26 protein-coding genes and 3 pseudogenes are annotated in these 26,137 nt (G+C 72.9%); 8 read left to right on the top strand and 21 right to left on the bottom strand.

Going from position 1 to position 26,137, the window contains the following annotated elements; genetic code table 11:
* Positions 1–160: 160 nt before the first annotated feature.
* The 6 genes from PLP61_RS00930 to PLP61_RS00905 form a co-directional block, all read right to left on the bottom strand.
* Positions 161–1,072 (bottom strand): VldE C-terminal domain-containing protein, encoded by a 912-nt coding sequence (locus PLP61_RS00930; protein ID WP_324499451.1) that lies wholly within the window; start codon positions 1,070–1,072, stop codon positions 161–163.
* Between the two features lie 172 nt (positions 1,073–1,244).
* Positions 1,245–2,279, bottom strand: a complete 1,035-nt coding sequence (locus tag PLP61_RS00925) for a TRM11 family SAM-dependent methyltransferase (protein ID WP_324499449.1) — start codon at positions 2,277–2,279, stop codon at positions 1,245–1,247.
* 1 nt (position 2,280) lies between these two features.
* The gene (gene dusB / locus PLP61_RS00920) at positions 2,281–3,432 is read right to left on the bottom strand and encodes a tRNA dihydrouridine synthase DusB (RefSeq protein WP_324499447.1); all 1,152 of its coding nucleotides are present in this window, start codon (positions 3,430–3,432) and stop codon (positions 2,281–2,283) included.
* 4 nt (positions 3,433–3,436) lie between these two features.
* Positions 3,437–4,123, bottom strand: a complete 687-nt coding sequence (locus PLP61_RS00915; protein ID WP_324499445.1) for a hypothetical protein — start codon at positions 4,121–4,123, stop codon at positions 3,437–3,439.
* 1 nt (position 4,124) lies between these two features.
* Positions 4,125–5,522, bottom strand: a complete 1,398-nt coding sequence (locus PLP61_RS00910; RefSeq protein WP_324499443.1) for a glycine--tRNA ligase — start codon at positions 5,520–5,522, stop codon at positions 4,125–4,127.
* Between the two features lie 79 nt (positions 5,523–5,601).
* Positions 5,602–5,922, bottom strand: a complete 321-nt coding sequence (locus PLP61_RS00905) for an antibiotic biosynthesis monooxygenase (protein WP_324499441.1) — start codon at positions 5,920–5,922, stop codon at positions 5,602–5,604.
* Positions 5,923–5,986: 64 nt separating this feature from the next.
* Here PLP61_RS00905 and PLP61_RS00900 point away from each other — a divergent pair, with 64 nt between their 5' ends.
* From PLP61_RS00900 to PLP61_RS00885, 4 genes are read left to right on the top strand one after another with little or no spacing between them, the layout of a single operon-like run.
* Positions 5,987–6,910, top strand: coding sequence for a metal ABC transporter substrate-binding protein (locus PLP61_RS00900; RefSeq protein WP_324499439.1), 924 nt, complete (start codon positions 5,987–5,989; stop codon positions 6,908–6,910).
* The gene (locus PLP61_RS00895) at positions 6,892–7,701 is read left to right on the top strand and encodes a metal ABC transporter ATP-binding protein (protein WP_324499437.1); all 810 of its coding nucleotides are present in this window, start codon (positions 6,892–6,894) and stop codon (positions 7,699–7,701) included. The genes PLP61_RS00900 and PLP61_RS00895 overlap by 19 nt, the downstream gene beginning before the upstream one ends.
* Positions 7,701–8,705, top strand: coding sequence for a metal ABC transporter permease (locus PLP61_RS00890; RefSeq protein WP_324499435.1), 1,005 nt, complete (start codon positions 7,701–7,703; stop codon positions 8,703–8,705). The genes PLP61_RS00895 and PLP61_RS00890 overlap by 1 nt, the downstream gene beginning before the upstream one ends.
* Positions 8,692–9,096: a Fur family transcriptional regulator gene (locus tag PLP61_RS00885; protein ID WP_324499433.1), complete on the top strand. Its 405-nt coding sequence runs from the start codon at positions 8,692–8,694 to the stop codon at positions 9,094–9,096. The genes PLP61_RS00890 and PLP61_RS00885 overlap by 14 nt, the downstream gene beginning before the upstream one ends.
* A gap of 4 nt (positions 9,097–9,100) precedes the next feature.
* Here PLP61_RS00885 and PLP61_RS00880 read toward each other — a convergent pair whose 3' ends face one another.
* The gene (locus PLP61_RS00880; RefSeq protein WP_324499431.1) at positions 9,101–9,880 is read right to left on the bottom strand and encodes an isoprenyl transferase; all 780 of its coding nucleotides are present in this window, start codon (positions 9,878–9,880) and stop codon (positions 9,101–9,103) included.
* A gap of 72 nt (positions 9,881–9,952) precedes the next feature.
* Between PLP61_RS00880 and PLP61_RS00875 the strand changes: the two genes are divergently transcribed.
* Positions 9,953–10,408, top strand: a complete 456-nt coding sequence (locus tag PLP61_RS00875) for a MarR family winged helix-turn-helix transcriptional regulator (protein ID WP_324499429.1) — start codon at positions 9,953–9,955, stop codon at positions 10,406–10,408.
* Between the two features lie 163 nt (positions 10,409–10,571).
* Here the strand turns inward: PLP61_RS00875 and recO are convergent, their stop codons facing one another.
* From recO to leuA, 3 genes are read right to left on the bottom strand one after another with little or no spacing between them, the layout of a single operon-like run.
* On the bottom strand, positions 10,572–11,300 hold the full coding sequence (gene recO, locus PLP61_RS00870) for a DNA repair protein RecO (RefSeq protein WP_324499427.1): 729 nt from the start codon (positions 11,298–11,300) through the stop codon (positions 10,572–10,574).
* An 18-nt stretch (positions 11,301–11,318) separates the two neighbouring features.
* Positions 11,319–12,176, bottom strand: coding sequence for an alpha/beta fold hydrolase (locus tag PLP61_RS00865; protein WP_324499425.1), 858 nt, complete (start codon positions 12,174–12,176; stop codon positions 11,319–11,321).
* A gap of 35 nt (positions 12,177–12,211) precedes the next feature.
* Positions 12,212–13,972 carry a 2-isopropylmalate synthase gene (gene leuA, locus PLP61_RS00860; protein ID WP_324499423.1) on the bottom strand — a complete coding sequence of 587 codons (1,761 nt, stop codon included), beginning with the start codon at positions 13,970–13,972 and terminating at the stop codon, positions 12,212–12,214.
* 219 nt (positions 13,973–14,191) lie between these two features.
* Here leuA and PLP61_RS00855 point away from each other — a divergent pair, with 219 nt between their 5' ends.
* The 3 genes from PLP61_RS00855 to PLP61_RS00845 are packed head-to-tail and all read left to right on the top strand — an operon-like array spanning position 14,192 to position 16,359.
* A complete protein-coding gene (locus PLP61_RS00855) occupies positions 14,192–14,677 on the top strand; it encodes a flavodoxin family protein (protein ID WP_324499421.1) in 486 nt (161 codons plus the stop codon).
* Positions 14,678–14,692: 15 nt separating this feature from the next.
* A complete protein-coding gene (locus tag PLP61_RS00850; RefSeq protein WP_324499419.1) occupies positions 14,693–15,508 on the top strand; it encodes a septum formation family protein in 816 nt (271 codons plus the stop codon).
* Complete coding sequence (locus PLP61_RS00845) at positions 15,505–16,359, top strand: septum formation family protein (RefSeq protein ID WP_324499417.1); 855 nt, start codon at positions 15,505–15,507, stop codon at positions 16,357–16,359. The genes PLP61_RS00850 and PLP61_RS00845 overlap by 4 nt, the downstream gene beginning before the upstream one ends.
* Positions 16,360–16,370: 11 nt before the next feature.
* On the opposite strand, the gene era is transcribed toward PLP61_RS00845, so the two are convergent.
* From era to PLP61_RS00790, 11 genes and pseudogenes are all read right to left on the bottom strand, one after another.
* Entirely contained in the window at positions 16,371–17,291 is a 921-nt protein-coding gene (era, locus tag PLP61_RS00840) for a GTPase Era (protein ID WP_324499415.1), read from the bottom strand.
* Positions 17,288–18,013 (bottom strand): siderophore-interacting protein, encoded by a 726-nt coding sequence (locus PLP61_RS00835; RefSeq protein ID WP_324499413.1) that lies wholly within the window; start codon positions 18,011–18,013, stop codon positions 17,288–17,290. Before PLP61_RS00835 ends, era begins: the two co-directional genes overlap by 4 nt.
* A gap of 44 nt (positions 18,014–18,057) precedes the next feature.
* A complete protein-coding gene (locus PLP61_RS00830) occupies positions 18,058–19,329 on the bottom strand; it encodes a class I SAM-dependent methyltransferase (protein WP_324499411.1) in 1,272 nt (423 codons plus the stop codon).
* Complete coding sequence (locus PLP61_RS00825; RefSeq protein ID WP_324499410.1) at positions 19,326–20,723, bottom strand: FAD-binding oxidoreductase; 1,398 nt, start codon at positions 20,721–20,723, stop codon at positions 19,326–19,328. Before PLP61_RS00825 ends, PLP61_RS00830 begins: the two co-directional genes overlap by 4 nt.
* 39 nt (positions 20,724–20,762) lie before the next feature.
* Positions 20,763–21,116: a cytidine deaminase-like protein gene (locus PLP61_RS00820; RefSeq protein ID WP_324499408.1), complete on the bottom strand. Its 354-nt coding sequence runs from the start codon at positions 21,114–21,116 to the stop codon at positions 20,763–20,765.
* The gene (locus PLP61_RS00815) at positions 21,109–22,425 is read right to left on the bottom strand and encodes a hemolysin family protein (protein WP_324499406.1); all 1,317 of its coding nucleotides are present in this window, start codon (positions 22,423–22,425) and stop codon (positions 21,109–21,111) included. The genes PLP61_RS00820 and PLP61_RS00815 overlap by 8 nt, the downstream gene beginning before the upstream one ends.
* The gene (gene ybeY / locus PLP61_RS00810) at positions 22,422–22,886 is read right to left on the bottom strand and encodes an rRNA maturation RNase YbeY (protein WP_324499404.1); all 465 of its coding nucleotides are present in this window, start codon (positions 22,884–22,886) and stop codon (positions 22,422–22,424) included. Before ybeY ends, PLP61_RS00815 begins: the two co-directional genes overlap by 4 nt.
* Positions 22,883–23,197, bottom strand: a pseudogene (locus tag PLP61_RS00805) (PhoH family protein); the annotation flags it as partial. The pseudogene PLP61_RS00805 and the gene ybeY, both read right to left, overlap by 4 nt.
* Positions 23,198–23,473: 276 nt before the next feature.
* A pseudogene (locus tag PLP61_RS00800) lies at positions 23,474–23,923 on the bottom strand (LAGLIDADG family homing endonuclease); the annotation flags it as partial.
* Between the two features lie 345 nt (positions 23,924–24,268).
* Positions 24,269–24,979: pseudogene (locus tag PLP61_RS00795) on the bottom strand (PhoH family protein); the annotation flags it as partial.
* Between the two features lie 95 nt (positions 24,980–25,074).
* Positions 25,075–26,137 (bottom strand): hypothetical protein (locus PLP61_RS00790; protein WP_324499402.1); only part of this gene is annotated, 1,063 nt, incomplete at its 5' end.

Below are 26,137 nucleotides of genomic sequence, written 5' to 3'. Positions count from 1 at the left end.
CGGATGCACACGAGGCGCGACTCAACGGGACACGACGCGCGACTCAACGGGACACAAGGCGCGACTCAACCGGGTGGGAGGCGCGACTCAACCGGGTACGACGCGCGACTCAACCGGGTGGGAGGCGCGACTCAACGGGGTGGGAGGCGCGACTCGACGGTCAGTAGGTGGAGACGTGGACGTGGTCGTAGTGGTTGGCGGTCGCCGAGCCGCGGTCGCTCAGCGCCCGCCACCCCTCGGCAGCGCGGACCGGGGTCCAGATCCGCTGCCGCCACAAGATGTCGTAGAGGTGCAGCTCGGCCGCGTGGGCGTGCAGGAACTCCGCGATCGCGGTCCCCAGCGCCACGTCGCTGGTCATGATGTCCAGCGCCCGGCCCGAGGCGTGCTCACCGTGGTTGTCCCAGCCTCCGTAGGAGGTGATCTGGGGGAACGCGTGGCACACCGACCGGTAGACGGCCACCGCGTTGGCGGTCAGCCCGTTCTCGACGCTGCCGTCGGGGCAGGGCGCCATGGAGAGGCCGGCCGCGACGGGGACCGGCTTCTCGTCGCTGAGGTAGCCGGCCGTCACCCACCGCAGCCGTCCGTCCAGCACCAGCTCGACCCGGCCGCCCGCCGTCCGGCCGGTGACCAGCACCTTCGTGGCCTCGTCGAGCTCACCGAGGTTGCGTGCGTCCTCGTCGGCGGAGCTCCACAGGTTCAAGGGGGCGGTGGTCCACCGCAGGGTGCCGCGCGCCTCGGCGGCCGCGACCACCTTCGCCGCCTCGCGGGCGGCGCGGGCCCGCACCCGCCGCTCGTAGGCGGTGGACTGGGCCACCAGCTTGGCCTCGGTGTGCCGCTGGACGGTACGCCGCTCCGAGCGCGACACCAGCGGCTCGCGCTCCCCGGCGGACGCGGCGGCGACGCCGGCTCCGGCGAGCATCCCCTCGGAGGGGAGGCTGGGCTGCGTACCGCCGGCCAGCACCCCGGCCGTCACGACCGAGACCGTGGCCAGACTGGCGAGGGGGGCGGCCAGCAGGAGCGGCCGGGGAAACCGTCGTGCATTGGTCTCCCGCTTGTGGCGATGCTGAGCCACGCGCTGGATCCTTTGCGATGGGGTGCAGGGCGTCGGTCCGATCCGTTTGGTAACGAAACGGACACAGCCCGAGAGTCAAGCACACCGGTCCAGTCCAGTGCCAATCAGGGCCCCGGCCCGGCGCGTGGCTCTCCTCACGTCGGCCGCCGCCCCGACCCAGAAGGGCCGGCGCTCAGGCGGGCCGGCGAGCCACCAGCACATCGCGCACGATCGCCTGGTCCACCCGGTGGCGCAGCGCGAGGTACGGCGCGCTCTGGAGCACCTCGAGCCCGGCCGCGGTCAGCAGCGCCGCCAGCTCGTCACGGCCGGCGACCCTGGTGTTCCACGACACCCCCAGCGCCCCGCCCGGGCGCAGCAGCCCCACCCACCCGGGCACGGCGGCCCGCAGCAGCTCCAGTGGCCGCCGGGCGAGCCCGCGGTCGGGGCCGCGGCTGCCGTGCTGGACGCCGTACGGCGCGTCGGTGACGACCGCGTCGAAGGTGGCCGGGCGGAAGAAGTCGCCGGCCCGCACGGTGTCGGCGCGGACGACGGTCACGTGCTGGAGGTCACCCGCCCGGTAGTCCTCCCGGCTCGCGGCGAAGGACGCCTCGGTACGCCGGGCGACCACCGTGCCCTCCCGTCGCACCGGATGGGTCTCGATCCGGTGCTTGAGCCGCTTGCGCTTGAGCCAGGTGCCCAAGAACGCGACGTACGCCTCGACGTCCTTGCGGTCCACGTCGATCCCCGCGGCGTCGTAGCCGTACATCACCGCCTGGTTGAGGGTGGTGCCCCGGCCGCACATCGGGTCGAGGATCCGCAGCCGCCGATCGAGCAGGTCCTCGGGCGCGGCCCGCCCGAGGAGGGTCGCGTTGAGCAGCAGGCGGGTGAAGGTCTCGTTGGTCTTGCCGGCGTACTTCAGCACGGTGAGCAGGTCGTCGTCGTAGCGGTCGGGCGGCACCAGCGCGACCGGGCGCAGCAGGTCCCCTTCCCGCTCGTAGAGCGCGAACGCGGTGGAGACGTAGGAGAGGAGGGCCACCTCGCGCTCGCCGAGGTCCGCGGCGAACGTCAGGTAGGGCACACCGCCGATCACCTCCGGACCGACCTCGGTCAGCCGGCCCCCCAGCACCTGCTCGTCGAACAGGCCCAGCTCGGCCTCGGTGAGCGCGACCGACGCCTCGGCGTACACCCGGTTCGCCGACGGCTGGACCAGCAGCGCGTAGCGACCCACCTCAGCCCCCGGTGGTCTCGGTCGTCGCCTCGCGCACGTGGCTGCCCCGGCCGTCGGCATCCGCCAGCCAGCCCTCGGGCAGGGCCACCCGGGCGCGGGGCGAGCCCTGCCTCCCTCGCGGCGCGCCGAGCTCGGCGACCGGGAACGGCTCGTCGGGGTCCAGCTCGGCCAGCAGTGCGTCGAGCGTGGCCATCGAGTCCACCAGGGCGAGCGCGTGCCGGAGGGGGCCTCCTGCCCGGAAGCCCTTGAGGTACCACGACACGTGCTTGCGGAACTCCTTGCAGCCACGCTCCTCGCCCATGTGCTCGCACAGCAGCTCGGCGTGGCGACGCATCATCGTGCGCACCTCCCCCAGCCTCGGCAGGGTCGTGACCGGCGCTCCGGAGAAGGCGGCCGCCAGGTCACGGAACAGCCAGGGCCGCCCGAGGCAGCCCCGACCGACCACGACGCCGGCCGCGCCCGTCCGCTCCACCATCCGGACCGCGTCGGCGGCCTCCCAGATATCGCCGTTGCCGAGCACGGGGATGTCGACGTGCGCCACCAGCTCGGCGATGGCGTCCCAGTCGGCGGCGCCGGAGTAGGCCTGCTGCACGGTGCGGCCGTGCAGCGCGATCGCCGCGCACCCGGTCTCCTGCGCGATCCGGCCGGCGTCCAGGTAGGTGAGATGGTCCTCGTCCAGCCCCTTGCGGGTCTTGACCGTGACCGGCACGGCGTACGGCGTGGTGGCGGCCACCGCGGCCTCCAGGATCTCGGCCAGCAGCCCGCGCTTCCAGGGCAGCGCGCCGCCGCCGCCCTTGCGGGTGACCTTGGGGACCGGGCAGCCGAAGTTGAGGTCGAGGTGGTCGATGCCGTGCTCGGCGCACAGGATCTCCGCCGCGCGTCCCACGTAGGTGGGGTCGGTGCCGTAGAGCTGCACCGAGCGCACGGTCTCCCGCGGGTCGAAGACCAGCATCGCCAGCGTGGTCGCGTCCTGCTCGACCAGCCCGCGGGAGGTGATCATCTCGCACACGTACAGCCCCGCCCCCTGCTCGGCGCACAGCCGGCGGAAGGCCGCGTTGGTGATCCCCGCCATCGGCGCCAGGACGACCGGCGTGGCGACGCGCAGGGCTCCCAGCCGCAGCTCACGCGGCAGGGTCACCGGTGCCGGGACCACCGGCTCACCCCCGGCTCTTGTCGGGCTGCTCCGGCTTGGGGCGGCTGACCTGGCCGTTCCAGGTGATCGGGTCGAAGCCGGGGCTGTAGAAGCTCACGCCCTGGAAGTCCCCGCTCGGCCCCAGCAGGTACAGCAGGCACGAGGTGGTGCGGTCGCCGGGCCGGAACGGCGACGGCAGCGGACGGCTCGGGCAGGGGGCGAACAGGCTCTCGAACGTGGAGGCCGGGATCAGGGAGTCCTCGCCGTCGGCGAGGTAGAGCGGCAGCTGGGTGCCCGCCAGGTTGCCCCGCCCCACGTTCGTCACGGACACGTGCACGAAGTAGGGCGTGGACCGTCTGGTCTTGGCGTCGAGGTCCCACGCCGACAGCTGCTGGATGCTCACCTTCTCCACCCTGGCGACGATGAGCCGCACGGCCGCCACCCGGTCCGCGGCCGGCTGCCAGGCCACCTGCGCAGGCTGGCCGAACTCCAGGTCGCTGCCCTGCAGCGTCAGGTCGACACCCGGGGGCACCGGCAGGTAGTCGCTCGCCTCCGCGGTCGGCGAGCCCGACCCCGAGCCGGGGCCGGAGCCGGACCCTGCGTCGGAGGCCGCGCTGGAGCCCTCGGAGCCGGCCGAGCCGTCGTCGCCGGTGCAGCCGACCAGCCCCGTGGCCGCCAGCAGCAGGGCTGCAAGGAGTGAGAGCCTGCGCATCTCAGGCCCCGACCAGCCGCTCGGCGACGTAGGCGGAGATCCGGTCCAGCCCGACCCGCTCCTGCGCCATCGAGTCCCGCTCACGCACGGTCACCGCCTGGTCCTCCAGCGTGTCGAAGTCCACGGTGACGCAGTACGGCGTGCCCACCTCGTCCTGGCGCCGGTAGCGGCGGCCGATGGCCCCGGAGTCGTCGAACTCCACGTTCCAGCTGCGGCGCAGCTCGGCGGCGAGGTCTCGGGCTTTCGGGGAGAGGTCCGCGTTGCGCGACAGCGGCAGCACCGCCACCTTGGTCGGCGCCAGCCTCGGGTCGAGCCGCAGCACCACCCGCCGGTCCACCCCGCCCTTGGTGTTGGGGGCCTCGTCCTCGGCGTACGCGTCGACCAGGAACGCCATGAACGAGCGGGTCAGCCCCGCTGCGGGCTCGATGACGTAGGGCACGTAGCGCTCGCCGGTGGCCTGGTCGAAGTAGGACAGGTCGTGGCCGGAGTAGGTGGCGTGCTGGGTGAGGTCGAAGTCGGTGCGGTTGGCGACCCCCTCGAGCTCCTCGAAGTCGCGGCCGGAGAACCCGAAGCGGTACTCGATGTCGGTGGTGCCCTTGGAGTAGTGGCTGAGCTTCTCCTGGGGGTGCTCGTAGTGGCGCAGGTTGTCGGGGTTGATCCCGAGGTCGACGTACCAGCGGGTGCGCTCCTCGATCCAGTAGCGGTGCCAGTGGTCGTCCTCGCCCGGCTTGACGAAGAACTCCATCTCCATCTGCTCGAACTCGCGGGTGCGGAAGATGAAGTTGCCGGGGGTGATCTCGTTGCGGAACGACTTGCCCACCTGGGCGATGCCGAACGGTGGCTTCTTGCGACTCGAGGTCACCACGTTGGCGAAGTTCAAGAAGATGCCCTGCGCGGTCTCGGGCCGCAGGTAGTGGAGCCCGGACTCGTCCTCGATCACCCCGAGGTAGGTCTTGAGCATCATGTTGAACTCGCGCGGCTCGGTCCACGCGCCGCGGGTGCCGCAGTTCGGGCAGGCGAGCTGGGTGAAATCGACGCTGTCGGGGTCGTCGAGGCCCCTCTTCGCGGCGTACTCCTCCTGCATGTGGTCGGCCCGGAACCGCTTGTGGCAGGACTGGCACTCGGTGAGCGGGTCGGAGAAGGTCCCGAGGTGGCCGCTGGCCTCCCAGGTGCGGGTCGGCAGGATGACGCTGGAGTCGAGCCCGACCACGTCCTCGCGCGCGGTCACCATGGACCTCCACCACTGGCGCTTGATGTTCTCCTTCAGCTCCACGCCGAGCGGTCCGTAGTCCCAGGCCGAGCGCGTGCCGCCGTAGATCTCGCCGCAGGGGAACACGAACCCCCGACGCTTGCAGAGCGAGACGACGGCGTCGAGGGCGGACGAGGGCTTCTTGGCCACGGGGCGGTCCTTCGTTGATCGGTCGAGCGGTCACCTCGGGCCTGCTCGAGTGGGACCGACCGGCTGCCGGCCCGAGGGGTCAGCCTAACGACCGGGCGGAGGCGACGTTGAGGTCGGCTCCGGGTTCGGCGATCTCGTAGGCGCTGGGCTCGTCCAGGGCGCGGCTGAGCAGCGGCACGGCGGCCAGCTTGACGTCGTACGCCGAGAGTGCGCGCCGGTAGGCACCGGCTCCGGCCCACCGGGTGACCAGCGCCCACAGGGTGGGGTCGTCGGCGTTGCGGCCGAGCGAGCCGGCGAGGTGTCCGGGCTGCTCGGCCAGCACGGCGGCCGCCCGCTCCGCCTCCGCGCGGAACGCCTCGGCCTCCTCCGCGGGCACCCGGAACCTGGTGACGACGAGCACCAGGTCAGGCTACCGCCGATCGGCGAGTTGACAACGGTTCTCAACTATTCTGAGAATGGTTCTCATGAAGTGGAGGCGTCCTGGTGGGGTGCTCGCACTCGGCGCCGCCCTGGCCGTGCTGCCGCTGGCCGGCTGCGGCACGGCGGCCCCCGAGCAGAGCGGGCGCCCGGAGGTGGCCGCGGCGTTCTACCCCCTGGCGTTCGTGGCCTCGCGGGTCGCCGGGGACCACGCCGACGTGGTCAACCTGACCCGTCCCGGCGGGGAGCCGCACGACCTGGAGCTCACCTTCACCGAGACCGTCACGGTGGCCGACGCGGACCTGGTGGTGCTGCTGGGCGGCTTCCAGCCGTCGGTGGACGAGACGGCCGCGAACGTCGCGCAGGGGCGGGTGCTGGACGCGGCGTCCGTCGTCGACCTGGAGCCGGTGCACACCTCAGCCGGCGACGAGCACGACCACGGCGACCTGGACCCGCACTTCTGGCAGGACCCCCTCCGGATGGCCGCCCTCGCCGACGCGGTCGCCGACCAGCTCGCGGCCATCGACCCGGCCCACAGAGACGACTACCTCGCCAACGCCCGGAGGCTGGACGCGGACCTCGCGGCGCTGGACGCCGAGTACCGCTCCGGGCTGGCCGACTGCGAGCTGGACACCGTGGTGGTCAGCCACGACGCGTTCGGCTACCTCGCGCGCTACGGGCTGCACTTCGAGGCGATCAACGAGCTCTCGCCCGACGCGGAGCCCTCCCCCGCCGACCTCGCCCGACTCCACGAGCTCGCCCGGGACGAAGGGATCACGACGATCTTCTCCGAGAGCCTGGCCAGCCCCGAGCTCGCCGACACCCTCGCCGGCGAGCTCGGCGTCACCACCGCCGTGCTCGACCCGGTCGAGGGCCTCAGCGACGCCACGGCGGACGAGGACTACCTGAGTCTGATGCGGACCAACCTGGCCGCGCTGGAGGAGGCGAACCGATGCTCAGCACCCCGGTGATCGACGTGCAGGGCGCCTCCGTCGCGCTCGGCGGCCGGCCCGTCCTGCGCGGCGTCGACCTGACCGTCACCGACGGTGAGTTCGTGGCGCTGATGGGGGCCAACGGCTCGGGCAAGTCGACCCTGGTCCGCGCGATGACCGGCCTGTGGCCGCTCAGCACCGGGTCGGTCCGGCTGTTCGGCGTGACGCTGGCCGAGTTCACCGACTGGCGGCGGGTGGGCTTCGTCCCGCAGCGAACCGGGGCAGCGGGCAACGTGCCCGCGTCGGTGCGGGAGGTGGTCGCCTCGGGACGGCTGACCCGGCGACGGCTCTTCCGCCCCCTCGGCCGCGCCGACCGGCGCGCGATCGACGCAGCGATCGAGGTGGTCGGGCTGAGCGACCGGGCCGAGGCCGGGTGCTCGACCCTGTCCGGAGGCCAGCAGCAGCGGGTGCTGATCGCCCGGGCCCTCGCCGGTGAGCCCGACCTGATCTTCCTCGACGAGCCCACCGCGGGGGTGGACCTGCCCAACCAGCAGGTGCTGGCCAGCACACTGGGAGTGCTGTCTCGCCGAGGCGTGACGATCGTGCTGGTCGCCCACGAGCTCGGGCCGATGGCCGCCCTGGTGGACCGGGCGGTCGTCATGCGGGACGGCCGCATCGCCTACGACGGGCCGCGGCTGGACGACCACGCGGTGCACCTGCCGGACTTCGGCGACCACGCGCACGCGGCCCACCACCCGGACCCCGGCAGCCACGACCACGCGCCGCACGTCGCCTCCCCCTTCGACCGTCCCGACGACGGAGGTCTGTGATGATCCACCTGCTGTCCCTGGAGTTCATGCAGCGCGCGCTGCTCGCCGCCGTGCTCACCGGGCTGAGCGCACCCGCGATCGGCACCTTCCTGGTGCAGCGCCGGATGTCGCTGATGGGTGACGGGCTGGGTCACGTCGCCGTGCTCGGGGTCGCCGTCGGCCTGCTGACCGGGCGCTCCCCTACCTGGACCGCCGTGGTGGTCGCGATCCTCGGCGCCCTCGCGATCGAGGCGATCCGGGCGCAGGGCCACACCAACGGCGACGTGGCGCTGGCCCTGCTGTTCTACGGCGGACTGGCCGCCGGCGTGCTGGTGACCGGCATCGCCGGTCAGAGCGCGGCCCGCCTGCAGGAGTACCTGTTCGGGTCGATCCTCACCGTCTCCGCCACCGACGTCCGGGTCACCCTCGTGCTCGCCTCGGTGATCATCGCGACCACGGTCGGCCTGCTGCCGCAGCTCTTCGCGGTCGCGCAGGACGAGGAGTTCGCGCGGGTGGCCGGACTGAACGTCCGGTTCTACAACATCCTGGTCTCGGTGCTGGCGGCCGTCACCGTCACCGTGGCGATGCGCACCGTGGGGCTGCTGCTGGTGTCGGCCCTGATGGTGGTCCCGGTCGCGGCCTCCCAGCAGCTGACGCGTTCCTTCCGCAGCACGCTGGGCCTGGCGATGTCGCTGGGAGCCCTGGCGGCCGTCGGCGGCCTGCTGCTCTCGGCGTACCTCTCGCTCACCTTCGACGCGCGGGTAGCCCCCGGGCCCTCGATCGTGCTGCTCGCGCTCGGCTGCTTCGCGCTCGCCTGGCCGCTGGGGGTCTGGAGCCGTCGGCGGCGGCACCTGCTGGCGCCGTTCACCGAGCCGCCCCCCAGCGGCCACACGGTCACCGACGAGCACCCCCACGTGCACGGCCCGGAGTGCGGCCACCCCGCGGTCCAGCACGGTGACCACGTCGACTACGTGCACGGGGGCCACCGGCACGCCGAGCACGGGAGCCACTATGACGAGCACTGAGGCCTCCCGGCCCCGACCGAGGCCGACCCGGCAGAGGGTGGCCGTGGCCGAGGCCATCCGCACCTTCACCGACTTCCGCTCGGCCCGGGAGATCCACGAGCTCCTGGTCCGCCGGGGGGAGCGGGTCGGGCTGGCCACGGTCTACCGCACCCTCCAGCTGCTGGCCGACCAGGGGGAGGTCGACGTGCTGCGGACCCCGGACGGCGAGTCGACGTACCGCGCCTGCTCCGGCAGCCACCACCACCACCTGGTGTGCCGCAGCTGCGGCGCGACGGTCGAGGTCGAGGGGCCCGCGGTGGAGCGCTGGGCGGCCAGCGTCGCCGACCAGCACGGGTTCACCGACCTCTCCCACACCCTCGAGATCTTCGGGACCTGTCCGGACTGCCGGTGAGCGGTCAGGAGCCGGGAGGCAGCGCTCCGCCGTAGCGGCGGTCGCGTCGGGCGTAGGTCTCGATCGCGGCCCACAGGTGACGCCGGTCCACGTCGGGCCAGAGCACGTCGCTGAACACGAACTCCGCGTACGCCGCCTGCCACAGCAGGAAGTTGGACAGCCGCTGCTCCCCCGAGGTCCGCCACACCAGGTCGGCGTCGGGCAGGTCCGGCACGTAGAGGTGACGGGCGAGGGTCCGCTCGTCGATGCGGTCAGGCCGTAGCCGGCCGGAAGCCACCTCCCGGGCGACCGCCCGGGTCGCGTCGACGAGCTCCGCGCGGCCGCCGTAGTTGACGCACATCGTCAGCGTGAGCACCGAGTTGTGCCGGGTCAGCTCCTCGGCGGCCTGCAGCTCCTTGACCACCGAGCGCCACAGCCGCGGGGCACGGCCGGCCCAGCGAACCCGCACCCCGAGCGCGTGCATCTCGTCGCGGCGGCGGCGGATCACGTCCCGGTTGAAGCCCATCAGGAAGCGCACCTCGTCGGGCGAGCGCGACCAGTTCTCGGTGGAGAAGGCGTACGCCGAGATCGCCCGCACGCCTATCTCGATCGCGCCCTCCACCACGTCGAACAGGGAGTGCTCGCCCTGCTCGTGGCCGGCCGTCCGCGGCAGGCCGCGCTGCTTGGCCCAGCGCCCGTTGCCGTCCATCACGATCGCCACGTGCCGCGGCACCAGCTCGGCCGGCACCGCCGGCGGCCGGGCGCCGGAGGGGTGCGGCGTCGGAGCTCGGGGCACGGGTTTCACGAGAGCAGCCTAATGAACCCTCCGCGGCGCCTATGCTGACCGGGACGGCATCGCGACGACGGGAGGAGCAGGGTGTACCACCCGCACGAGGCGATCGCCGACCAGCTCTTCACGTTCCTGCGGAACACCGCGGCGCTCCAGCTGCGCACTCCGCAGGAGGAGCTCGTGATGGACCGCTCCTGCTACGTGATCCTCTCCCTGCTCGAGGGCCAGGGCCCGCAGCGCCTGGGCCGGGTCGCCGCCGAGTTCCGGCTCGACCCCTCCACGATCACTCGCCAGGTGCAGGCCGTGGTGCAGCGTGGCTACGCGGAGAAGACGCCGGACCCCTCCGACCGGCGGGCCAGCATCCTCTCGCTCACCTCCCGCGGGCGCGACGCCGTGCGGGCCGCCCGGGAGGCGCGGCTGGAGTTCCTCGACGAGCTGCTGGCCGAGTGGACCGCCGCGGAGCGCGAGGAGTTCCTGCACGCGCTGAAGCGGTTCAACGCCACGACCGGGCGGTGGTTGGACTCCTCCCAGCAGCCCTCCTGAGCGGCGTACGCAGGTGAGCGGCGCACCCGCTGATCCCTGACCCCACCTGTCGCACCTGTCGCAGCGGGCACGGCAGACTCTCACTTCGTGGGGGTTGCCTCCCCTGCCAGGTGCGGGTTTCCCTGGGCGGGGAAACCGGCAAGGCGTGCACGCACGCCCGGGCTCACCGCTCGACGTAGGCCAGCGAGCGCAGCGAGCGCTCCAGGTGCCAGGCCAGGTAGGCGGCGACCAGGCCGCTGGCCTCCTTCAGGCTCCGGGGGTCGGCCCCGTCCACGACCCCCCAGTCCCCGGACAGCAGGGCGCCCAGCACCGCGACGGTCTCGGGGGCCGGGGTGGCCGAGCCGGGCAGCCGGCAGTCCACGCACAGCGCACCGCCGGCGGACGGGTTCAGCCAGCGGTGCGGGCCGGGGTCGCCGCAGCGGGCGCAGTGCTCGAAGGAGGGTGCGTAGCCCGCCACGGCCATCGAGCGCAGCAGGTAGGAGTCGAGCACCTGGCCGTGGGCGTGCTCGCCGGCCACCATGGCGCGCAGCCCGCCGACCAGCAGCAGGAACTGCTGCAGGGCCGGCTCCTTGTCCTCCACGGCGAGCCGCTCGGCGGTCTCCAGCATGACGGTGCCGGCGGTGTACCGGTCGTAGTCCTGCCCCAGCTGGACGGAGAAAGGAGTGAGCGTCTCGGCCTGGGTGACCACGTCCAGGGTCCGCCCCTCGGCCAGCATCAGGTCCACGTGCGTGAACGGCTCGAGCCGCGAGCCCCAGCGCGAGGAGGTGCGGCGTACGCCGCGGGCCACGGCGCGGACCCGGCCGTGGTGGCGGGTCAGCAGCGTGATGATGCGGTCGGCCTCACCCAGCTTGTGGGTGCGCAGGACGATCGCTTCGTCACGGTAGAGGGGCACCGGACCATTCTGCCCCGGTCAGGAACCGGTGCTCCGGCGCCGGCGCGGCGTTTCCCAGCAGGAGCGCGCGAAGTCGACCGCCAGCTCGTCGAGCCGGTCGGGGGTGAGCCGCCACTCCAGGATGCTGCGGGCGCGCACGAAGGTCGCGTGCGGCAGCTCCTCGGCGAGCATCGCGGCGTCCGCAGCCGGGTGGATCGGGTCGGCGGGGTGCCCGACCACCAGGGCGGGGGCGGTGATGCCGCGGCGCTGCCGGGCGGTCGGCGCCACCCGGCCGAAGAACATGCCGTGCACGACCGCGGCGACCGGTTCCGGGCGCTGGTCGAGGGTGTCCAGCAGGATCCCCGCCCAGAACGGGACCAGCCCCCGGGGCACCGGCCGGGTCGCCCACCGCACCGCCCGGACGGTCACGGGCAGGAACCGGGCGGCGAACAGCAGCGGCGCGAACGCCAGGATCGCCGCCTCCACCGCGTTGTTGAGCACCGGCATCTCCAGCAGCAGCCCGCGGACTCGCTCGGGCTCGGTCACCGCGACCTCCAGCGACACGTTCGCGCCCAGCGAGGTGCCGCCGACGATGGCCTGCTGGATACCCAGGTGGTCCATCAGCGCGACCACCTGGTGGGCGAAGTCGGTCACCGAGTAGACCAGCGGGTCCGCGGGCCGGTCCGAGCGCCCGTGCCCGAGCAGGTCGAGGGTGACCACGTGCATGCCCTCGGCCGCCAGGGCGCGGGCCAGCGGCTGGTGCATCCGGCGGGGCATCAGCTGGCCGTGGATCAGCACCACCCAGGCGTCGCCCGCGCCGTACTCGGTGAACTCCAGCCGGTCCCGCCCGTTGACGTTGTCGATGAAGAACTGACCGATCCGTTCGGACACCAGCATGGCGGCAATGTACCCGGCGGGCGGGCCCGCTCCGCTCAGGCTCGGTTGATGGCGCTGACGACGGCCTTGAGGGAGGCGGTGACGATGTTCGCGTCCAGGCCGACGCCCCACAGGATCCGGTTGCCGATGCCGCACTCGACGTACGCCGCGGCGGTGGCGTCGCCGCCCGCCGAGAGCGCGTGCTCGGCGTAGTCGAGGACGCGGACCTCGGCGCGGTCGGCCCAGCGCGGGTCGCCGGCCGCCTGCCGCTCCAGCAGCAGCTCGTTGAGGGCGTTGACGAAGGCGGCGATCGGGCCGTTCCCGGTGCCCTCCAGCGTGCGCAGCTCGCCGTCGAGGTAGACGTTGACCGTCAGCGCGTCCTTCTCGCCGGCCGCCGAGGAGGTGTGCACGGAGTTGAGCCGCAGCGGCTCGGCCCGCTCGAGGTACTCCGCGGAGAACACCTCCCAGATCTCCTCCGGCGACATCTCGCCGCCCTCGGTGTCGGTGCGCTGCTGGACCACCCGGCTGAACTCGATCTGCGCACGCCGCGGCAGGTCCATCTTGTGCTCGGCCTTCAGCACGTAGGCCACGCCGCCCTTGCCGGACTGGCTGTTGACCCGGATGACCGCCTCGTAGGTGCGCCCGACGTCGTGGGGGTCGATGGGCAGGTACGGCGCCTCCCAGGGCAGCTCTGCCACGGTGCCGCCGGCCTCGGCCGCCTTCGCCTCGAGGTCCTCCAGGCCCTTCTTGATCGCGTCCTGGTGGGAGCCCGAGAAGGCGGTGTAGACCAGGTCGCCCGCGTACGGGTGGCGCGGGTGGACCGGGAGCTGGGTGCAGTACTCCACCGTGCGACGGATCTCGTCGATGTCGGAGAAGTCGATCTGGGGGTCGATGCCCTGGCTGAACAGGTTCATGCCGAGGGTGACCAGGCAGACGTTGCCGGTGCGCTCACCGTGGCCGAACAGGCAGCCCTCGACCCGGTCCGCGCCGGCCATCATCGCCAGCTCGGTGGCCGCGACCGCGGTCCCGCGGTCGTTGTGCGGGTGCAGGCTGATCGTGGTGAACTCGCGCCGGCTGAGCTGGCGGGAGAACCACTCGATCTGGTCGGCGTACACGTTGGGGGTGGCCATCTCGACCGTGGCCGGCAGGTTCAGGATGATCTCCCGGCCGTCGTCGGGCTGCCAGACGTCGGAGACCGCCTCGCAGACCTCCACCGAGAACGGCAGCTCGGTGCCGGTGAAGATCTCCGGGGAGTACTCGTACCCGATGACGGTCTTGTCCAGCCACGACTCCGCGTGCTTCATCACCATCCGGGTGCCCCGGACCGCGATGTCCTTGACCTCGTCCATGCTCGCGTGGAAGACGACTCGGCGGAACATCGGTGCCAGCGCGTTGTAGAGGTGGATGTTGGCGTGGTGGATGCCGACCAGCGACTGCACCGTGCGCTCGATGAGGTCCTCGCGGGCCTGGGTGAGCACCGAGATCGTCACGTCCTCGGGCACCCGGTCCTGCTCGATGAGCTGGCGGACGAAGTCGAAGTCGATCTGGCTGGCGCTGGGGAAGCCGACCTCGATCTCCTTGTAGCCCATCCGCACCAGCAGGTCGAACATCTTCATCTTGCGAGCCGGGGTCATCGGGTCGATCAGCGCCTGGTTCCCGTCGCGCAGGTCGGTCGAGAGCCAGCGCGGGGCCCGGGTGATCCGGTTGCTCGGCCACTGCCGGTCGGGCAGCTCGACCGGCGGGAAGGCGCGGTAGCGCTGGACCGGCATGCCGCTGGGTCGCTGGGTGTTGGTGAAGCCGGAGTGCTGCAGAGTCATGAGGGTGTCCACTTCGCTGGGGGCGGGTGCCGGGCACGGCCGTGTCCTCCGCAGCGAGGAGACCGGCGTTAGGCCTCGCTGCGGCAGCGAAGAAGCAGGCTGCGACGCGTCATGGTGTCGGCCACCTTACCGCATCCTCGCCCGCCCGCACGTCTCGCCGGGCGCCCGGCCGGCGGCGCGGCGGATAATGCCGGGGTGGACCGACCCGGAGGAGCACGCATGCCCCGGCTGCTGATCGTGCACCACTCGCCCACACCCGCCGTGCGGTCGCTGACCGACGCGGTGGCCGCGGGGGCCACGGACCCGGCCCTGGGAGGGGTCGACCTGGTGGTCCGGCCCGCCCTCGAGGCGACGGCGGACGACGTACGCGCGGCGGACGGGATCGTGCTGGGCACGAGTGCGAACTTCGGGTACATGTCGGGGGCCCTGAAGCACTTCTTCGACACCACGTTCCTCCACGTCGGCGGCGCGCTCTCCGCCGGCGGCGGCGCGGCCGCCCGCGGTGGCGGTCGCCTCCCGTTCGGGCTCTACGTGCACGGGCGCTACGACACCACCGGCGCGGTCCGCTCCGTGCTCGCGATCACCGGCGCACTGCCCTGGCGGCAGGCCGCTGCGACGCTCGAGGTGCTCGGCGACGTGGACGCCGGCAGGCTCGAGGCGGCCTACGAGCTGGGAGGTACGATCGCGGCACTGCTGGCCGAGTGACCGAGGGGGTGCGGCGTGCCGCTCCAGGGCGTCGGTCCGCTCCACCGCGTCGTGCTCCCGGTGGCGGCCGCCCTGCTGCTCCTCGCGAGCTGCGGCGGACCGGCCCCCGACCCCAGCGTCGACCCCGACCAGGTGGACGCGGTGGAGCCGCCCCAGCTCGGCACCTGCCGGCAGCTCACCCCGGCCGACGTCGCCCGGCCCAGCAACGCCACCAGGACCGTGTCGTGCGAGGACCCGCACACCGCGGTGACCATCACCGTCGGGGAGCTCCCGCCCGCCCTCACCGACGCCGGGTACGACGACCCGGTGCTGGGCCGGTTCGCCTACCGGACCTGCTCGGAGGCGTTCATGACGCACCTGGGCGCGGACGAGAGCCTGGTGATGCGGACGGTGCTCAACTGGGCGTGGTTCCGACCCTCGGAGAAGGCCTGGGGCGAGGGCGCCCGCTGGTACCGCTGCGACCTCGTGGGAGGCGGCCCGCAGAGCGTGGCCTACGTCGACCTGCCGCCCGTGACCCGCAACCTGCTGCTCAAGCCCGAGGACCGGTGGCTGGTGTGCGCAGACGGTCCGACGGTGACCGGATCGGTGAAGATCCCCTGCTCCCAGCCGCACACCTGGCGGGCGGTCACCACCATCAAGCTCGGGGAGCCCGAGGACGACTACCCCGGCGACCGGGTGGTCGAGGTGCGCACCCGCGACTACTGCTCGGACTCGGTGGGGGCGTGGCTGGGGTACCCCGTCGACTACGACTTCGGCTACACCTGGTTCCACCGGGCCGAGTGGGAGGCCGGCAACCGGCGCTCGGTGTGCTGGGCGAAGACGGACCGGTGAGCAGGCGCCGCCGCGGCCCGGGAGGGCACCGCACCGGCCCGCTGGCGGCCGTGCTCGTGCTGGTCGCGCTGCTCGCCGGGGGCACCGGTGGCGGCACCGAGGAGGCCGAGCCGACCCCGGCGACCGGCCCGAGCTCGGCCGCGCCGGTCCGGGCGACGCCGCCTCCCCGGCCCTCGGTCGGGACCTGCTACCGGCTGGACTACGACGAGGCGCTCTCCCCCACGAACCGGTCCCGCCCGGTCCCCTGCACACGACCGCACACGGCGACGACGTACGCCGTCGGCAGCCTGGCGACCGTCGTGGAGGGTCACCTGCTGGCGGTGGACTCCGACCGGGTCCAGGCCCAGGTCGCGCAGGCCTGCCCGGCGCGGCTCGGCGGGTTCCTGGGGGCGACCCCGGCCCAGCTGCGGCTGACCTCGCTGCGCCCGGTCTGGTTCACCCCGACCCTCAGGCAGTCCGACGCCGGCCAGAGCTGGTACCGGTGCGACGTGATCGCCCTGGCCGGGCCCGAGCGGCTGGCGCCGCTGGTCGGCGACCTCGAGCGGGCGCTGGCCACCCCGGACGGGCGTCGGCGCTACGGGATCTGCGGCACCGCACAGCCGGGCACCCCGCGTTTCGAGCGGATCATCTGCGCCAGTCCGCACACCTGGCGGGCGCTGGCCAGCTACGACCTGCCCCGGGACTCCTACCCCGACCAGGACCAGGTGCACCGCCTCGCCGAGGACCGGTGCCGGCCGGCCGCCCGCGCGGTCGCCGCCGACACGCTGGACTACCAGTGGGGCTACGACTGGCCGACCAGGCAGGAGTGGCGTGCCGGCCAGCACTACGGCCTGTGCTGGGCCCCCGGCTGACCCTTCCCGCGTCAGAAGCCGAGCTTGCGGAGCTGGCGGGGGTCGCGCTGCCAGTCCTTGGCGATCTTCACGTGCAGGTCCAGGTACACCGGGGTGGCGAACATCGCCTCGAGCTGTGCGCGGGCGCGGGCGCCCACCTCCCGCAGCCTGGCCCCGCGGTGCCCGATGACGATGCCCTTCTGCGAGTCGCGCTCCACGTACAGGTTCGCGTGGATGTCCAGCAGCGGCTTGTCCTCGGGCCGTTCCGGGCGCATCCCCATCTCCTCGACGACCACGGCGATCGAGTGGGGCAGCTCGTCGCGGACGCCCTCGAGGGCGGCCTCGCGGATCAGCTCGGCGGCGAGGACCTCGTCCGGGGCGTCGGTGAGATCCCCCTCCGGGTAGAGCTGGGGACCCTCCGGCATCAGCCCGACCAGGAGGTCCGCGAGCAGCCCGACCTGGTCGCCGGACACCGCAGAGACCGGCACGACCTCGGCCCAGGAGACGCCCGCCTCCTCGCCGAGGTGCGCGATGTCGAGCAGGTGCGCGGCGATCCGCTCCGGCGTGGCCAGGTCGGTCTTGGTCGCCACGGCGATCTTCGTGGTACGCCGCACCTTGGCCAGCTCACGGACCAGGAACCGGTCGCCCGGCCCCACCTTCTCGTTCGCCGGGAAGCACACCGCCACCACGTCCACCTCGGCCCACGTGGACCGCACCAGGTCGTTGAGCCGCTCCCCCAGGAGCGTCCGGGGCCGGTGCAGACCCGGGGTGTCCACCAGCACCAGCTGGGCGTCGGGGCGGTGCACGATGCCCCGGACGACGGCCCGGGTGGTCTGCGGGCGCGAGCTGGTGATCACCACCTTCGTGCCGACCAGGGCGTTGGTGAGCGTGGACTTGCCTGCGTTGGGGCGGCCGACGAAGCAGGCGAAGCCGCTGCGGAACCCACTCGTCACCGGTCAAGGCTATCGGTCGACGCACCGGGGCGTGGGTCCGCGGCCCGGGGCTGCCGGCCCGGGGCGGCGCGCCAGTAGCCCATCGCGGCGTACGCCGCGTTCGGCAGGCCACGGTCGTGGCGCAGGTGGCGGCGGATGGCCCGCATCTGCCCGGACTCACCGGCCATCCAGAAGTAGCCCGGCGCCGCAGGCCACTCCAGCCCGGCGACCAGGTCTGCCAGTCCGCTCCGCCCGGGGCCCGGCGGCGCCAGCCACGTCACGTCGGCGCCGGGCGGCAGGTAGCCCGGCAGGGCGTCGGGTGCCTCGGCCCACACGCGCACCGGCAGCCCTCCTGCCGTCTCGACGATCCGGGCCATCGCGGGCAGCGCGGTGAGGTCCCCGACGAGGATCAGCCACCGGGCGTCGGCGGGAGGCGCGAAGGCCCCGTGCGGCTCGCTCAGGGTCACCTCGTCACCGACGCAGTCGCCGGCAGCCCACTCGGTGACCAGGCCGGTCGCGTGCAGGACCACGTCCAGCAGCAGCTCGGCGCCGTCCCAGCGGCGCACCGTGTAGTAGCGGCTCTGGAACTGCCCGGGGACGACCAGGCCGACCCACTCGTCGGGGATCCCCGAGGAGGCGAAGCCGGCGAGACCGGGCCCGGCGAGGCGCAGCCGCACCAGGTGCGGCGAGAGCGGCTCCCGGGTCCGCACCTGCGCGACGTACTGACGGCCCCGCCTGCTCACCCCGCCCACGCTACCGGCCGGGAGCGGTGGCCCGGCGCCACCGGTCACCAGGTGGGGCGCAGCGGGAACCCGTCATTGCCGTGCTCGTCGGTCCTGGCGGCGAGCACGTGGTGGAGCTGGATGGTGTTGTGCTCGAAGCTGACCCGGGAGCCGGCCATGTAGAGGCCCCACACCCGGGCGGTCCCCTCGCCCACCTCGGCCACGCACTCGTCCCAGTGCTCCACCAGGTTGCGGCACCATCCGGCCAGCGTCAGGGCGTAGTGGCGCCGCAGGTTCTCCTCGTGCATGACCTCCAGGCCGGCGTCCTGGGCGGCGGTGATGATGCGTCCCGAGCCGGTGAGCTCCCCGTCGGGGAAGACGTAGCGGTCGATGAACGGCCCGGTCTCCTGGGTCTTGTTGTGCGAGCGGGTGATGCAGTGGTTGAGCAGGCGGCCCTCCGGGCGCAGCCGGTCCCGCAGGAAGCCGAAGTACGACGGGTAGTTGCGCACCCCGATGTGCTCGGTCAGCCCGATCGAGCTCACCGCGTCGAAGCCGGACTCGATCACGTCGCGGTAGTCCAGGTGCCGCACCTCGGCGAGGTCCCCCAGCCCCTCCCGGTCGATGGCCTCCTTGGCCCACTGCGCCTGGGCGAGCGAGAGCGTGACCCCGAGGGCGCGGACGCCGTACTCGCGAGCCGCGTGCCGGACCATCCCGCCCCACCCGCAGCCCACGTCGAGCAGCCGCTGCCCGGGGCGCAGGTCGAGCTTGCGGCAGATCAGGTCGTACTTCTCCCGCTGCGCGTCCTCCAGGCTGGTGTCCGCCGTCGGGAACACCGCGCAGGTGTAGGTCATCGACGGCCCCAGCACCAGCTCGTAGAAGCGGTTGGACACGTCGTAGTGGTGGGAGATCGCCGAGGCGTCCCGGCCCATCGAGTGCCGCAGCCCCTCCACCGTGCGCCGCCACCGCGGCAGCCGCTCCTCCGCCGGAGGCGCCGGCGGCCGCAGCCGGGAGAGACCCAGGCCGCGCAGCAGGGGGACCAGCTCGGCCGGGCGGGGGCGGCGGAACTTCAGGTCGTCCTGGAGCGGCACCAAGGCGTCGTAGGGGTCCCCGGGGTGGACCCCCTCCAGGAGCAGGTCGCCGGAGACGTAGGCGCGGGCCAGCCCCAGGTTCCCGGGTGCGGTGAGCAGGTAGGACAGGCCGCGCTCGTGGGTGAGCCGGACCCCGATGGTCGAGTCGGCCGGGCCGGCGCTGCTGCCGTCGTACGCCGTGAACCGCACCGGCAGGCCGGCCACCGTGAGTGACTCCACGGCGTCCGCGATCGCGATCCTGGAGCTCATCGTCCTCTCACCACCTTGTCGTACAGGCTGTTCAGTCGGTCGTCGGGGTCGTAGCGCTTCTTGACGGCGGCCAGGTTGGCGCCATCGTAGAGCCGGTCGAAGGTGTCCCGGTCGTAGTAGGCCTCGGAGTACAGCGACTTGTGGCCGCCCAGCGCGCTGAGCCGAGCCTCGATGGCCCGGTTGCGCGGGCCCTCGGGCGCGTCGGGGCCGACGTGGACGGTGCCCCAGAAGCCGGCGTTGACGTACGTCGTGCCGGGCGTCAGCGGGTAGCTCGGCCAGCGGCGGGCGACCCCGTCCACCTCGCGGAGCCTCAGCGGGCAGAGCCAGACCGGGCGCATCCCGATCTCGGCGTCGAACCAGGTCAGGAACTCCGCCAGCCGGTCCACGGGGACCTCGACGTCTTGGACCACGCGCTCGCGCAGGGGCCGCCCGGCCCGCCGGTCCAGGCGGTCCACCAGCCCCACGCGGCGGTCCAGGGAGACCAGCCGGTGGTAGACGTCGGAGCGTCGCCACCGGCGCGGCCAGACCCGGCGCGCCACCGGGTGCTGGGCGCCGAAGGCGCGCGAGCACCAGAACCAGTCGGTGTCCCAGCGCCACAGGTAGTCGTAGGCGGTGAGCAGGTCGGTGGTCCGCTGCTGCAGGGAGCGGTAGTAGACCTGCTGGCCGGTGTAGTCGCTGGGGGTACCGGACCCGGCCGGCTCGTCCGGGCGAACCCACCGGGCGAGCGTGAGGGAGAGCTCGTCGGGGGCGAACGCGACCCCGTCGAGGCCGTCCACCTGCTCGCCCTGCCAGGTGCGGGTCGCCACGATCTCCGCGATCACCGCCGCTGCCTCCCGGGCGTCCGGCAGGCGGAGGTGGCGCAGCGCCACCCGCGGGCCGATCGGCTCCAGCTCGATCCGCAGGCGGGTGGCGTAGCCGAGCGAGCCGTAGGAGTTGGGGAAGGTCGCGAAGAGGTCGGCGTGCTCGTTGTCCGGCCGGGCCGTGACCACCTCCCCGGCGCCGGTGAAGACGTCCATCTCGAGGACCGACTCGTGCGGCAGCCCGTTGCGGAAGCTGGTGGACTCGATGCCGAGCCCGGTCACCGCCCCGCCGAGGGTGATCGTCCTCAGCTGGGGCACCACGAGCGGGACGAGGCCGTGGGGAAGGGTGGCGTCGACGAGGTCCTCGTAGGTGCACATGCCCTGGACGTCGGCGGTCCGGGCGACCAGGTCGACGCAGACCACCCCTCGGAGCCCCGAGACGTCCAGCCCCGGCGCCGCCGCGGACTCCCTGGGCCGGAACAGGTTCGAGGTGGGCTTCGCCAGCCGCACCGGCGCTCCGGCCGGGAGCGCGGCGTACGACGCCCTCAGCCGCGCGACGGCGCGCTCGTGCGCGGCCCACCCGACGACTGGCATGGTCCTAGAGTGCTGCATCACCCGGAGGCCGGCCAAGGGTCAGGTCCGCAGGGTGTCCTGCACGGCGCCGCGGGGGTCGGCGCGGTGGAGCACCACGTCGTGCCCCGCGAGCTCGCGGACCACCTCCACGTCGGCCGCCCGCAGGGCGGGCTCCTCGGTGAGGACCACGGCGGCCTCCAGCCCGCGGGAGCCGGAGGCGACCGCCATCGCCACGCACACCTGCAGCGCGCTGAGCCGGAGCGAGGGCAGGTCCACGGTGGCCGCCGCGTAGGTGCGGCCGTCGCGGTCCCGGACGGCGGCGCCCTCGTCCGCGGCGACCCGGGCGCGGGTGGCCCGGGCCAGGGTCAGGAGCTTCGTGTCCTCGGCGGACAGACCCGCCCCCGTCTCACTCATGGTCGTCAGCGTAGTGAGCCGGGCCTGCCGCCGGCTCGCTGGGCGCGACCACGCTGACCAGCACGGTGCCGACCTTGTTCCGCCGGCCGATCGCCTCCTCGGCCTCGAGGCGCAGGCCGTGGACCTCCACGTGGGAGCCCGGGATCGGCACCTTGCCCAGGTGCTTGGCCATCAGTCCCCCGACGCTGTCCACGTCGTCGTCGGAGACGGTGATCCCGAAGATCTCGTCCAGGTCGTCCACGGGGTAGCGGGAGGACACCCGGGCGGACCCGTCCGGGAGCCGCTCGACCTCGACCTGCTCGGGGTCGTACTCGTCGGTGATCTCCCCGACGATCTCCTCCAGGACGTCCTCGATGGTGACCAGCCCTGCTGTGCCGCCGTACTCGTCGACCACCACGGCGATGTGCTGGCGCATCGCCTGCATCTCCGAGAGCAGCGTGTCGACCGGCTTGGACTCCGGCACGAAGTGCGCCGGCCGCATGATCTCCTCCACCCGCTGGGTGAACTCCACGTCGGGGGCCTCGAAGTCGCGCCTGACGACGTCCTTGAGGTAGGCGAAGCCGCGCACGTCGTCGAGGTTCTCCCCGATCACGGGGATTCGGGAGAACCCGCTGCGCAGGAACAGCGACATGGTCTGGCGCAGGTTCTTGTGCCGCTCGATGTAGACCACGTCGGTGCGCGGCACCATCACCTCACGGGCGATGGTGTCGCCCAGCTCGAAGACCGAGTGGATCATCCGCCGCTCGCCGGACTCGATCACCGCCGACGCCTCGGCCAGGTCGACCAGCTCGCGCAGCTCGGTCTCGGTCGAGAAGGGACCCTCGCGGAACCCCCGGCCGGGGGTGATCGCGTTGCCGACCAGGATCAGCAGGCGCGGCAGCGGACCCAGGATGCGGGTGATGGCGCGCAGTGGCCCGGCGGTGAGCAGCGCGACCCGCTCGTCGTGCTGCAGGCCCATGGTCCGCGGTGCCACCCCGATGACGACGAAGGACACGACCAGCATGGCGCCGACCGCCGTGAGCACGCTCGGCCACCAGGCCTGGCCCCACGCCTCGAAGGTGAAGAGCGTGACCAGCACGATCGCGGAGATCTCGCAGAGCAGCCGCAGGAACAGCGCGGTGTTCAGGTACGGCGCCGGGTCGGCGAGCAGCTGCACCAGTCGCCGGGCACCCGAGCGGCCCTGCTCGGCCAGCTCGGCGGCCCGGGCCCGGGAGAACGGGGCCAGGGCCGCGTCGGCGGCGGAGAACACGCCGGCGGCGAGCACGAGCAGGGCGGCCACCAGCAGCAGCCAGACGTCACCCGGGGTCATGGCGCCTGCGTCGCGGCGCCCTGCCACTGGTCGAGCAGCTCGCCCTGGAGGCCGAACATCTCGCGATGCTCCTCGGCGGTGGCGTGGTCGTAGCCCAGCAGGTGCAGGATCCCGTGCACGACGAGGAGGTCGAGCTCGGCCTGGGTGCTGTGCCCGGCCGTCTCGGCCTGGCGGACCGCCACCGCCGGGCAGAGGACCAGGTCACCGAGGACGCCCTCCTCCGGGTCCTCGTTCACCAGGCCCGGCCGGAGCTCGTCCATGGGGAAGGCCAGCACGTCGGTGGGACCCTGCTTCTCCATCCACCGCGTGTTGAGCTCGGCCATGGTCGCCTCGTCGACCGCCTTGACGCACAGCTCGGCCAGGGGGTGCACCCGCAGCCGGTCCAGCACGAAGCGCGCCAGCGCGGCCGTCCGCGAGACGTCGAGTCCGTACCCCGACTCGTCGAGGACCTCGATGCTCATCGGCGGCGCTCCTTGTGCTCGGGGCCGGTGCGCGCGTCGAAGTCGTCGTACGCCGCGACGATCCGGCCGACCAACCGGTGCCGCACCACGTCGTGGGCGGTGAGCCGGTTGAACACGACGTCCTCGACCCCGTCGAGGATCTCCTCCACCACCTTGAGCCCGGACCTGGTGCCGCCGGGGAGGTCGATCTGGGTGACGTCCCCGGTGACCACGATCTTGGACCCGAACCCCAGTCGGGTCAGGAACATCTTCATCTGCTCCGGGGAGGTGTTCTGCGCCTCGTCGAGGATGATGAACGCGTCATTAAGAGTGTTGTGGGTGACCAGGAAGTCCTCGGTGACGTAGAGCGAGTCCTCGGCGGCCACCTGGATGCACACGCACTCGCTGCGCCCGGCCGGCTCGATGGACTGTATGAACCGCATCGGTCGGCCTCCCCCGGCCGCGTCGTACGCCCGCGCCTTGCGGCCCAGGCGGAACGGTGGCAGCCCCTGCGGCAGGCGGATCTCGACGACGAACGCGTCGTGCCGATGAGGGACGTCCCGGCCGTGAGCGCGACCCGGTGGACGCCCAGCGGCCGATCGGGTGCGCCAGGTGGCCACACCGCCCAGCGAGCGGACGAGGAACACCACGTCGTCCCGCAGCCGGGGTGATGTGGTGGAGTAGCTGACCCGGCAGCTGCGACCACGCTGGGTGACTGGTCCTCCATCGGTGTCGAGGAGACCCTGCAGCAGCCAGAAGCGGACCCATGCGGAGTTGAACAGGTAGGACTCAGGGACGAACTTGGTCGCCGAACGAGTGCCTGCGAGGCCGAGGTCCCGCAGTGTGGCCGTGACCGGGTTGGCGATGCGCAGTCCACCGCGCCCCCCAGCGGGATGGTGGAGGATGTGGTCGAACCGGCCCTTGGACCGCAGCTCGATGCCGTCGAGGGCCGCCCCCAGGGCCTCGGCGAGCTCCGCGTCCGCGGTCGAGAAGCTCGGCGTCGTCCGACAGGTGAGACAGCCGTCACCGAGGAGCAGCCCGAGGGCGTAGGGGTCCATCGGCACCGGACGGGGCTCGAACTCCACCGGATCGACGAGCGGGAGCTCGAAGCGATGCACGTGACCCCGCCTCAGCCGGCCGATCATGTCCCGGGTCTCCATGGTGCGCAGGAACCCGTCGCGTCGGTCCTCCGGAGTCATCACTGTCCAGAGGTGCTCCCCGCAGCAGAGAGTGGCGGCGCCGTCCTGAGTCGCCACCCGGAAGACGTCCTTGGCACCCTGCGGGTAGACCCCCATGACCGTCGTGGGCAGCCCGTTCGAGCCGACAACCCGGTCACCGACCCGCAGCGAGCCGATCGCGGCCCAGCCGCGTGGGGTCAGGACCGGAGTGTCCACAGGCTGCGCCCTACCGCGCATGTACGCCAGCGGCGCGACCTCGATGGTGCCGGCGGCGAGCAGCTTGGGGATCGAGTCGGGGTCGATCATGTCGTGCAGCGCGTCGTACAGCGGCCGCAGGTAGGGGTCGATCTTCTCGCTGAGCGTGCCGGGCAGGAAGCCGAGCCGCTCCCCCGCCTCGACAGCGGGCCTGGTGAGGATGATCCGGGTGACGTTCTTGGACTGCAGGGCCTGCACGCCCTTGGCCACGGCCAGGTAGGTCTTGCCGGTGCCGGCGGGACCGATGCCGAAGGTGATGGTGTGCTTGTCGATGGAGTCGACGTAGCGCTTCTGGTTCAGCGTCTTGGGACGGATCGTGCGGCCCCGGTTGGACAGGATGTTGAGCGACAGCACGTCGGCGGGGCGCTCGGTGGTCTCGGCGCGCAGCATGCCGGCCACCCGTTCCACCGTCTCGGTCGTCACGCCCTGACCGGTGCGGATGATCGCGACCAGCTCGTCGAGGAGCCGTTCGGCGAGCGCCACCTCTGCCGGCGGGCCGTGGAGGCTGATCCGGTTCCCGCGCACGTGCACGTCCGCACCGAAGGAGCGCTCGATCAGGCCGAGGTGCTCGTCGCCCGGGCCCAGCACGCTCACCATGTTGATGCTGTTCGGCACGACCACGACGTGCTTGGTGGTGGGGCCGTGCTGCGGCGGGGTGCCGTGCGGAGGAGTGTCGGTCATGGAGGCCCGGGCAGGGCGGCCTTTCGTTCGGTGCCTGTCGCCCCCATGCTACGGGAGGCGGCCCCCGCGGCCCATGCGGTTTGGCGCCGCCGGGCTCAGGGGGTGGTGACGGTGAGGATGCCCAGGCACATCTCGTCGGTGGTGCCCTCGCCCCACACGACGTAGCGGTCGGGCTGCCCGTCGAACGCGGGCAGCCGATCGCGCAGCCACTGCACGTGGCGGCAGGTCACCTTGACGGTGTCGAAGGGCCGCAGGTGGACCGGCGGGACCGACCGGGAACCCTGGTTGTCGAAGTCCCACACGGGGATGTCCAGCACGGTGCGGGCGGTGGGCGTCCCCGGGTTGACCTCGATCCGGATGGAGCGTCCCAGCAGGTGCATGTGGCCGGCGACCGCCCGGATGGTGGTAGGTCTGCTGAGCACTCGGACACAGGACTGCTCGCTGCCCGGGCGCGGCTGGTCCTGGCACAGCAGGTGCAGGAGGTTCGCGGTCTGCCCCGCCTGCGGGCCGAAGCGGGCCACCACGTCGCGAACTGCGGCGTCCCGGTCGCACAGGGGACTCTGGTCGTGCCCGGGACGGCAGGGCAGCTCGACCGGGGCCGGGAGCAGCATCGTGTGCAGCTCGGTCAGCCCGCTGTCGCCGGGGGCCAGCCGGAGCTGGGTCGCGGACACGTCGGGCCCGGGTCCGGCGAGCAGGTTGTAGTGCACCTGCATCACGATCCGGGTGCCTGCCTCGAGCCTGGTGCCGAAGCCCCGGTCGACAACGGACTCGCGGCCCCCGGGCGCCCAGGCCCCGAGCCAGGGAGCGTCGTCGAGCTGAGGCCCCTGTCCGAACCCGATGTCGCCGAAGCAGGTCCAGCCCTGGCCGGGGTCGGCCCGGTCCAGCGCCTGCGCGCTCCCGAGCAGGTCGGGCGGGACCCGGAAGAGGATGACGTGGTGCACGACCTCGCTGTTGCCGGGCAGTACGGCGGTGCCGGTGAGGAAGGCGTCGTGCCGCAGACCTGGGTCCAGCAGGAAGCACCGGTAGTCGTCGGTCCCGACCCCCTCGGGCGCGGAGGGGGTGTAGGCCTGGGGCATCCGCAGCGTGACCCGCCGCTCCCCCGGCCGCAGCGGCCGGGGCTTGGCCGCGGGCGCCGCCGGCGCCGGGTGGGTCGCGGGG

It is taken from the genome of Nocardioides sp. (assembly GCF_035429765.1).
Lineage (GTDB): Bacteria > Actinomycetota > Actinomycetes > Propionibacteriales > Nocardioidaceae > Nocardioides.
This window is presented reverse-complemented; position numbering and strand designations above follow the sequence as displayed.